The 7,324-nt window shown below is 71.2% G+C and carries 9 protein-coding genes; 5 read left to right on the top strand and 4 right to left on the bottom strand.

What is annotated here, in order from left to right:
• A partial coding sequence (locus tag ACJA3G_RS25275) for a sigma factor-like helix-turn-helix DNA-binding protein (protein ID WP_406555344.1) occupies positions 1 to 470 on the bottom strand: 470 nt, incomplete at its 3' end.
• Positions 471 to 501: 31 nt separating this feature from the next.
• Positions 502 to 1,005, bottom strand: coding sequence for a MarR family winged helix-turn-helix transcriptional regulator (locus tag ACJA3G_RS25270; protein WP_406555343.1), 504 nt, complete (start codon positions 1,003 to 1,005; stop codon positions 502 to 504).
• A gap of 155 nt (positions 1,006 to 1,160) precedes the next feature.
• On the opposite strand from ACJA3G_RS25270, the gene ilvA reads away from it, so the two are divergent.
• The 3 genes from ilvA (at position 1,161) to ACJA3G_RS25255 (ending at position 4,372) form a co-directional block, all read left to right on the top strand.
• Complete coding sequence (gene ilvA / locus ACJA3G_RS25265; RefSeq protein ID WP_406555342.1) at positions 1,161 to 2,390, top strand: threonine ammonia-lyase; 1,230 nt, start codon at positions 1,161 to 1,163, stop codon at positions 2,388 to 2,390.
• Positions 2,391 to 2,549: 159 nt separating this feature from the next.
• Complete coding sequence (locus tag ACJA3G_RS25260) at positions 2,550 to 3,524, top strand: ATP-binding cassette domain-containing protein (protein WP_406555341.1); 975 nt, start codon at positions 2,550 to 2,552, stop codon at positions 3,522 to 3,524.
• Positions 3,521 to 4,372: an ABC transporter permease gene (locus ACJA3G_RS25255; protein ID WP_406555340.1), complete on the top strand. Its 852-nt coding sequence runs from the start codon at positions 3,521 to 3,523 to the stop codon at positions 4,370 to 4,372. Before ACJA3G_RS25260 ends, ACJA3G_RS25255 begins: the two co-directional genes overlap by 4 nt.
• A gap of 78 nt (positions 4,373 to 4,450) precedes the next feature.
• Here ACJA3G_RS25255 and greA read toward each other — a convergent pair whose 3' ends face one another.
• Positions 4,451 to 4,948 carry a transcription elongation factor GreA gene (gene greA, locus ACJA3G_RS25250; RefSeq protein WP_406555339.1) on the bottom strand — a complete coding sequence of 166 codons (498 nt, stop codon included), beginning with the start codon at positions 4,946 to 4,948 and terminating at the stop codon, positions 4,451 to 4,453.
• Positions 4,949 to 5,266: 318 nt separating this feature from the next.
• Complete coding sequence (locus tag ACJA3G_RS25245) at positions 5,267 to 5,668, bottom strand: DUF4307 domain-containing protein (protein ID WP_406555338.1); 402 nt, start codon at positions 5,666 to 5,668, stop codon at positions 5,267 to 5,269.
• Between the two features lie 126 nt (positions 5,669 to 5,794).
• Here ACJA3G_RS25245 and mca point away from each other — a divergent pair, with 126 nt between their 5' ends.
• Together mca and ACJA3G_RS25235 are read left to right on the top strand one after the other, a co-directional pair.
• Positions 5,795 to 6,676 carry a mycothiol conjugate amidase Mca gene (gene mca / locus ACJA3G_RS25240; RefSeq protein WP_406555337.1) on the top strand — a complete coding sequence of 294 codons (882 nt, stop codon included), beginning with the start codon at positions 5,795 to 5,797 and terminating at the stop codon, positions 6,674 to 6,676.
• A complete protein-coding gene (locus ACJA3G_RS25235) occupies positions 6,669 to 6,950 on the top strand; it encodes a hypothetical protein (RefSeq protein WP_406555336.1) in 282 nt (93 codons plus the stop codon). The genes mca and ACJA3G_RS25235 overlap by 8 nt, the downstream gene beginning before the upstream one ends.
• Positions 6,951 to 7,324 lie beyond the last annotated feature (374 nt).

Here is a 7,324-nt window from a genome sequence, read left to right as displayed (position 1 = left end):
AGCGGCTGCCGGGGCTGCGCGGGCGCGCTGCGCATCGTCGCGATCGCGCGCGTGCACAGCACCCGGACCCGCTCGCACGGCAGGCCCATCAGCGCGGCCACCTGCTCCTCGGCGACGCCCTCGTACAGGCGCAGGACCAGGACGATCCGCTCCCGCGGAGTGAGCCGCGCCAGTACGCCGACCGCCCGGTCGCGGTCGCCGTGGCGGTGGTGGCGCCAGGCGGAGCCGGCGAAGCGGGCCGCCAGCTCCCGGCGGGTGCGGTCGTACGGGTCCTCGCCGTGCTCGGGGTCCCAGTGCGCGTACGTCCGCGCCAGAGCGGCGGTCAGCAGGCGCCGGGCCCGTTCGTTGTGCTCGGGGGGCTCGCCGGTGAGCAGGGTGGCGGCATGCAGCAGCCGGCCCCCCGCGCCCGCCACGAACGCCTCGAACTCGCGGGCACCGCGGCGCTGCCGTTCCGTCTGCCGCTCGCGCATGGCCTCATATGAAGCCCGTGCGCGCGGCAGGTCAAGAGGTCGGCGCCGCCGGGTCCTGGGCGGCCGACTGGCGGGCCGACAGAGCGGAGTTGAAGCGGGTCAGGAGGGTGCAGAAGGACTCCCGTTCCGCCTCGGACCAGCCGTCGGTCACCTGCGCCATGAGCTCGCGGCGCGAGGAGCGGACCTCTTCGAGGCGGGCCTGGCCGCGCGGCGACAGCTGGAGCACGACCGCCCGGCCGTCCTCCGGGTGCGAGGTCCGCTTCACCAGGCCCGTGTCGACGAGCGGGGCGACCTGGCGGGTGACCGTCGAGGAGTCGATGCCCATGCCGGCGGCGAGCGCCTTGACGCCCATCGGGCCTTCCTGGTCAAGCCTGTTGAGCAGCAGGTACGCCGCGCGGTCCATCGAGTTGCGGACCTGGCCGACGCCGCCGAGACGGGTCTGCTCCGCGCGGCGCGCGAAGATGGCCACCTGGTGCTGGAGGGCATCGAGGAGACCTGGGTCGAGATGGGAAGTCATGTCCTGAGTAGTGGGCATGGCCGGGGCTCTCTCGTGCGGCGGTCGGTGTGGTGGGGGACAGAGTACGCGGCCCGGCCGGTACGCGTACCGGCCCTGCGAAAAGCTGTGGACAACTGCCGCGGCGATCCGGTCCGCACCGGCCGCCGGGCCCATGAGCTGCGAGACTTGCGGTCATGAGCTTCCGTACGTCCGGCCCCTCGCATCCCCTGATCCTCGACGATGTGCGAGGCGCGCAGAAGATGCTCGCCGGGGTCGCCAGAATGACCGCCATGGAGGGGTCACGGCACCTGACGGGGCTGGTCGGCGCCCCGGTCCACCTCAAGTGCGAGAACCTCCAGCGCACCGGGTCCTTCAAGCTCAGGGGCGCCTACGTACGGATCGCGGGGCTGCGCCCCGAGGAGCGCGCGGCCGGCGTGGTGGCGGCGAGCGCGGGCAACCACGCCCAGGGCGTGGCGCTGGCCTCCTCGCTCCTCGGCGTGCGCTCCACGGTGTTCATGCCGGTCGGCGCGCCCCTGCCGAAGGTCGCCGCGACCCGGGAGTACGGCGCCGAGGTCGTCCTGCACGGCACGGTCGTCGACGAGACGCTGGCGGCGGCCGAGGCCTACGCGCGCGAGACGGGCGCGGTCTTCATCCACCCCTTCGACCACCCGGACATCATCGCGGGCCAGGGCACGGTCGGCCTGGAGATCCTGGAGCAGTGCCCGGAGGTGCGCACCATCGTCGTGGGGATCGGCGGCGGCGGTCTCGCCGCGGGCATCGCGGTCGCGGTGAAGGCGATCCGCCCCGATGTGAAGGTGGTCGGGGTGCAGGCGGCGGCCTCGGCCGCGTATCCGCCCTCGCTGGCGGCCGGGCACCCGGTGGCGATCGACCCGGCGCCCACGATGGCCGACGGGATCAAGGTGGGGCGGCCCGGGGACGTACCGTTCGCGCTGGTCCAGGAGCTGGTGGACGAGATCCGTACGGTCTCCGAGGACGAGCTGTCCAGCGCGCTGCTGCTCTGCATGGAGCGCGCGAAGCTGGTCGTGGAGCCGGCCGGGGCGAGCCCGGTGGCGGCGCTGCTGAGCGACCCGGGGGCGTTCCGGGGGCCGGTGGTGGCGGTGCTGTCGGGCGGCAACGTGGACCCCGTGCTGCTCCAGCGCATCCTGCGGCACGGTATGGCGGCGGCCGGGCGGTATCTGAGCCTGCGGCTGCGCCTGCCGGACCGGCCGGGGGCGCTGGCGGCCCTGCTGGGCTCCCTGTCGGTGGCCGACGCCAATGTCCTCGACGTGAGCCACGTACGGACCGATCCGCGGCTCGGACTCACCGAGGTGGAGGTGGAGTTGCACCTGGAGACGAAGGGGCCGGAGCACTGCCTGGAGGTGCGGGAGGCGCTGCGGGAGGAGGGGTACCGGGTCATCTCCTGACTTCGCGCCGGAACCACCGGCGTACCTCCGTCGCACCCCTTGAGTAAACGCGATACATCGCGTTAGTGTCTGTCCCGCGCCACAGCTCCACCGGGCACCAGTTGTCCGGCAATCCTAGGATTTGTGTACGAAACGACACCCAACTCTGGGGGTACCCACATGCCAGGCGCCATCTATGCCGAAGGCCTGGTGAAGACGTTCGGCGACGTCAAGGCTCTGGACGGCGTGGACATCGATGTCCCCGAGGGCACGGTTCTGGGCCTGCTCGGCCCCAACGGCGCCGGCAAGACCACCACCGTGCGCGTCCTGACCACCCTGCTACGGCCCGACAGCGGCCGGGCCACGGTCGCGGGCATCGACGTGCTCAAGCATCCCAACGAGGTGCGCCGCGCGATCGGCCTGTCCGGCCAGTTCGCGGCCGTCGACGAGTACCTGACCGGCCGCGAGAACCTCCAAATGGTCGGCCAGCTCTACCAGATGAAGGCCAGGGAGGCGAAGGCGCGGGCGGGCGAGCTGCTGGAGAAGTTCCACCTCGCCGACGCGGCCGACCGCCCCGCCAAGACGTACTCGGGCGGCATGCGCCGCCGCCTCGACCTCGCCGCCGCCCTCGTCGTCTCACCGCCCGTGATGTTCATGGACGAGCCGACCACCGGCCTCGACCCGCGCAACCGCCAGGAACTGTGGGAGGTCATCCAGGAACTCGTCGCCGGTGGCACCACCCTGCTGCTCACCACGCAGTACCTGGAGGAGGCCGACCACCTCGCGCACGACATCTGCGTGGTCGACCACGGCCGGGTCATCGAGCGCGGCACCGCCGACCAGCTGAAGGCCCGCACCGGCGGCGAGCGCGTCGAGGTCGTGGTGCACCAGCAGGAGGAGATCGAGCCCGCCCGCGCGGTGCTCGCCGGGTTCGGCAAGGGCGAGGTCGCCGTCGCCGCGCACACCCGCAAACTCACCGTGCCGGTCACCGGCGGCGCCAAGCTGCTCGCCGAGGTCATCCGGGAGCTCGACAACCGCGGAGTGGAGATCGACGACATCGGGCTGCGCCGCCCGACCCTCGACGACGTCTTCATCTCCCTCACCGGGCACGTGGCCGAACAGAAGGAAGAGGACGAGAAGGAGGACGCCAAGTGACCGCCGTCGTCGAAACCCCGCGCCTCACCGCTCCGCAGCCGCGCGGCGGAGTCGTCCAGTCGGTCACCGACTCGCTGGTCGTCGCCAAGCGCAACCTCATACGGATGATGCGCATACCGGAGATGATCATCTTCGGTCTGATCCAGCCCATCATGTTCGTGGTGCTGTTCAGCTACGTCTTCGGCGGCTCGGTCAACATCGGCGGGTCCACCGACCCCGGCCAGTACCGCGAGTTCCTGATGGCGGGCATCTTCGCGCAGACCGTCACCTTCGCCACGGCCGGCGCCGGTGCGGGCATCGCGGACGACATGCACAAGGGGCTCATCGACCGGTTCCGGTCGCTGCCCATGGCCCGCGGCGCGGTCCTGACCGGCCGCACCCTGGCCGACCTGGTGCAGACGGCGCTGACCGTCGTGGTGCTCGCGGTCGTCGGCCTGCTGGTCGGCTGGCGCGTCCACCACGGCGTACCCAAGGCGCTCGGCGCGTTCGGGCTGCTGCTCCTGCTCGGGTACGCGTTCTCGTGGATCGGCGCCCTGATCGGCCTCTCGGTGCGTACGCCGGAGGCGGCCACCTCCGGCGGGCTGATCTGGCTCTTCCCGGTGACCTTCGTGTCCAACGCCTTCGTCGCCACCTCCGGGATGACGCCGTGGCTGCGGCACGTCGCCGAGTGGAACCCGTTCAGCGCCACCGTCCAGGCCTGCCGCGACCTCTTCGGCAACCCGGGCGTGGTGCCGTCCGGCGCCTGGCCGATGCAGCACCCGGTGATCGCCTCGCTGCTCTGGTCGCTGCTGATCATCGTGGTGTTCCGGACCCTGGCGGTGCGCAAGTACCGCTCGGCCACCGCCTGAGGCGCCTGAGGCGTACGAAGAAGCCCCCGTCGGCCCTGGGAAGGGCCGACGGGGGCTTCTCGTGTGCGGGGGCGGGGCTCAGCCCGTGTACGGCGTGGCCGCGAGGATCTTCACCGAGGCCTTGCGGCCGTTCGGCAGTTCGTACTGGGCGTCCTCGCCGACCTTCTTGCCGTTGACGCCCGAGCCGAGCGGCGACTGCGGCGAGTACGTCTCGATCTCCGTCGACGCGTACTCGCGCGAGGCGAGCAGGAACTCCAGGGTGTCGTCCTCGTCGCCGTCGAAGGCGATGGTGACGAGCATGCCGGGGGCCACCACGCCGTCCGCCGCGGGCGCCTCACCGACCTTGGCGTGTTCGAGGAGCTGGGTCAGCTGGCGGACCCGGAGCTCCATCTTGCCCTGCTCCTCCTTGGCCGCGTGGTACCCGCCGTTCTCCCGGAGGTCACCCTCCTCACGGGCCGCCGCGATCTTTACGGCGATCTCCGTGCGCGCGGGACCAGACAGATACTCCAGCTCGGCCCTGAGCTGGTTGTACGCCTCCTGGGTCAGCCAGGTGACGTTGTCGCTGGTCTGGGTCACAGGTGCTCCTCGTCGGTACTGGGAATACAAGCGCATCGCCCTACCCAGAAGAATGTGCCTTCTCGGGCGGGCGAAACCACGAGCCTAACAATTCAGGGCGCGTAGGGGGAGGACGAAAACCGTGGGGAAACCGTCGGCGCAGGTCAGTGGGGACGATACGGCGGCGTCGCCCGGCGGGGCACACCGGCCGGCCGGTCCGAGTGTCCGGCCCCGAGCGGGCGTCTCCGTGCGGCCGTCTCCCCGCCCCGCGTGGTCCGGGGCGCGTGCGTGGCCCGGAGCGCCCGGTCCGGCGCGCGACGTCCGGGCCGTGCGTCCGGGTCAGACCGACTTGCAGCCGACCAGGTCGACCGCGGTCGCCCGCTCGGTGGTCTGCACGGTGATCAGCTCGTCGATCCGGCTCTTCTTCTGCTCGAAGCGCACGTCCTTGCGGCCCACCTCGTCGCCGCCGGTCTCCAGCGCGCGCAGGGTGCAGACACCGGTCTCACCGCTGTCCTTGCGCACTTCCAGGTGGACCTCGACGGCCTTGGCGGAGACCACCTTGAACTTGATCACCTCGGCGGAGACGGACTGGCCGCCCACGTAGTCGTAGCCGATCCAGCCGACCACACCGAGCAGCGCGACGCCCAGGACCGAGCCGATGATCTTGAGCTTGCGGTCGGCGCGCTGGTCCGCGGTGCGCCCGTAGCGCCCCTCGGGAAGCTGTTGGCTAGCCGCGGCCATGGTCGTCCTCCTGCTGGTGGGGGTGCCGGAATTTTCCGCCCCCCGATTCGGTCACTATAGAAGCCGCCCATCGCGCCGGATCACAGAGGGCGACACCCAGGGCGCCGAATCACTGAGGATCTTGTCTTGACTGAGCAGCTGCGACTGATGGCCGTGCACGCCCACCCCGACGACGAGTCGAGCAAGGGCGCGGCCACCATGGCGAAGTACGTGTCCGAGGGGGTGGACGTGCTGGTGGTGACCTGCACGGGAGGCGAGCGCGGCTCCATCCTCAACCCCAAGCTCCAGGGCGACAAGTACATCGAGGAGCACATCCACGAGGTGCGCAAGCGGGAGATGGACGAGGCCCGCGAGATCCTCGGGGTCAAGCAGGAGTGGCTGGGCTTCGTCGACTCGGGGCTGCCGGAGGGCGACCCGCTGCCGCCGCTGCCGGAGGGCTGTTTCGCCCTGGAGGACGTGGACCGGGCGGCGGGCGAGCTGGTCCGCAAGATCCGCGCCTTCCGTCCGCAGGTGATCACCACGTACGACGAGAACGGGGGCTATCCGCACCCCGACCACATCATGACCCACAAGATCTCCATGGTGGCGTTCGACGGGGCGGGCGACACGGAGAAGTTCCCGGAGGACGAGTACGGCCCGGCCTACCAGCCGCGGAAGCTGTACTACAACCAGGGCTTCAACAAGCCGCGCACCCTGGCGCTGCACCACGCGCTGCTGGACCGGGGCATGGAGTCCCCGTACGCCGAGTGGCTGGAGCGCTGGAAGGAGTTCGAGCGCGTCGAGCGCACGCTGACCACGCACGTTCCGTGCGCGGACTTCTTCGAGATCCGCGACAAGGCGCTGATCGCGCACGCCACGCAGATCGACCCCGACGGCGGCTGGTTCCGGGTCCCGATGGACATCCAGAAGGAGGTCTGGCCGACGGAGGAGTACGAGCTGGCGAAGTCGCTCGTGGACACTTCCCTCCCCGAGGACGACCTCTTCGCGGGCGTACGCGAGAATGCCTGATATGAGCGCAAGCCTGGCACTGACGCACTTGGTCCCGCTGGCCAAGGACATCGACAACGACAAGGTGACGCCCGGCGTCCTCGGCTTCGTCGTCTTCGCGGCGCTGGCCGTGGGGGTGTGGCTGCTGATGAAGTCGATGAACCGGCACATGGGGAAGGTGGACTTCGAGGAGGGGGCGTCCGAGTCGGGGCAGGCCCCGGATCCGGCCGCCGCCGCTGCCCCCTCCGCCTCGTCCGCCGCCGCCTCCGGCGAGGGTGGGGCGAAGAAGGTCTGAGGGTGGTCGGGGTGTGCGGTCGGCCGCGGGTCGTGGGTGGCTGGTCGCGCAGTTCCCCGCGCCCCTGAGGGGGCCGGGGTGAACCCGGGAGTTGCAGCAGCCGGAGGTGCCTCAAGGGGCGCGGGGAACTGCGCGACCAGCCACAGCGCACCCGCAGACAAGCACCGGGCCAACCAGGGGCGCGGGGAACTGCGCGGGCAACCCACCACCCAGCCGCGCCCCTGAGGGGGCCGGGGTGAACCCGGGAGTTGCAGCAGCCGGAGGTGCCTCAAGGGGCGCGGGGAACTGCGCGACCAGCCACAGCGCACCCGCAGACAAGCACCGGGCCAACCAGGGGCGCGGGGAACTGCGCGGGCAACCCACCACCCAGCCGC

The sequence above is a fragment of the Streptomyces sp. YS-3 genome, assembly GCF_045257485.1.
Classification (GTDB): domain Bacteria; phylum Actinomycetota; class Actinomycetes; order Streptomycetales; family Streptomycetaceae; genus Streptomyces.
Note: the sequence above shows the minus strand (reverse complement) of the source record. Positions and strands in the feature narration are given on the sequence as shown.

What these genes read in the sequence shown, in the direction of transcription:
- ACJA3G_RS25270 (WP_406555343.1), bottom strand. Translation starts at nt 1,005, where the DNA reads ATGCCCACTACTCAGGACATGACTTCCCATCTCGACCCAGGTCTCCTC.
- ilvA (WP_406555342.1), top strand. Translation starts at nt 1,161, where the DNA reads ATGAGCTTCCGTACGTCCGGCCCCTCGCATCCCCTGATCCTCGACGAT.
- ACJA3G_RS25260 (WP_406555341.1), top strand. Translation starts at nt 2,550, where the DNA reads ATGCCAGGCGCCATCTATGCCGAAGGCCTGGTGAAGACGTTCGGCGAC.
- ACJA3G_RS25245 (WP_406555338.1), bottom strand. Translation starts at nt 5,668, where the DNA reads ATGGCCGCGGCTAGCCAACAGCTTCCCGAGGGGCGCTACGGGCGCACC.
- ACJA3G_RS25235 (WP_406555336.1), top strand. Translation starts at nt 6,669, where the DNA reads ATGCCTGATATGAGCGCAAGCCTGGCACTGACGCACTTGGTCCCGCTG.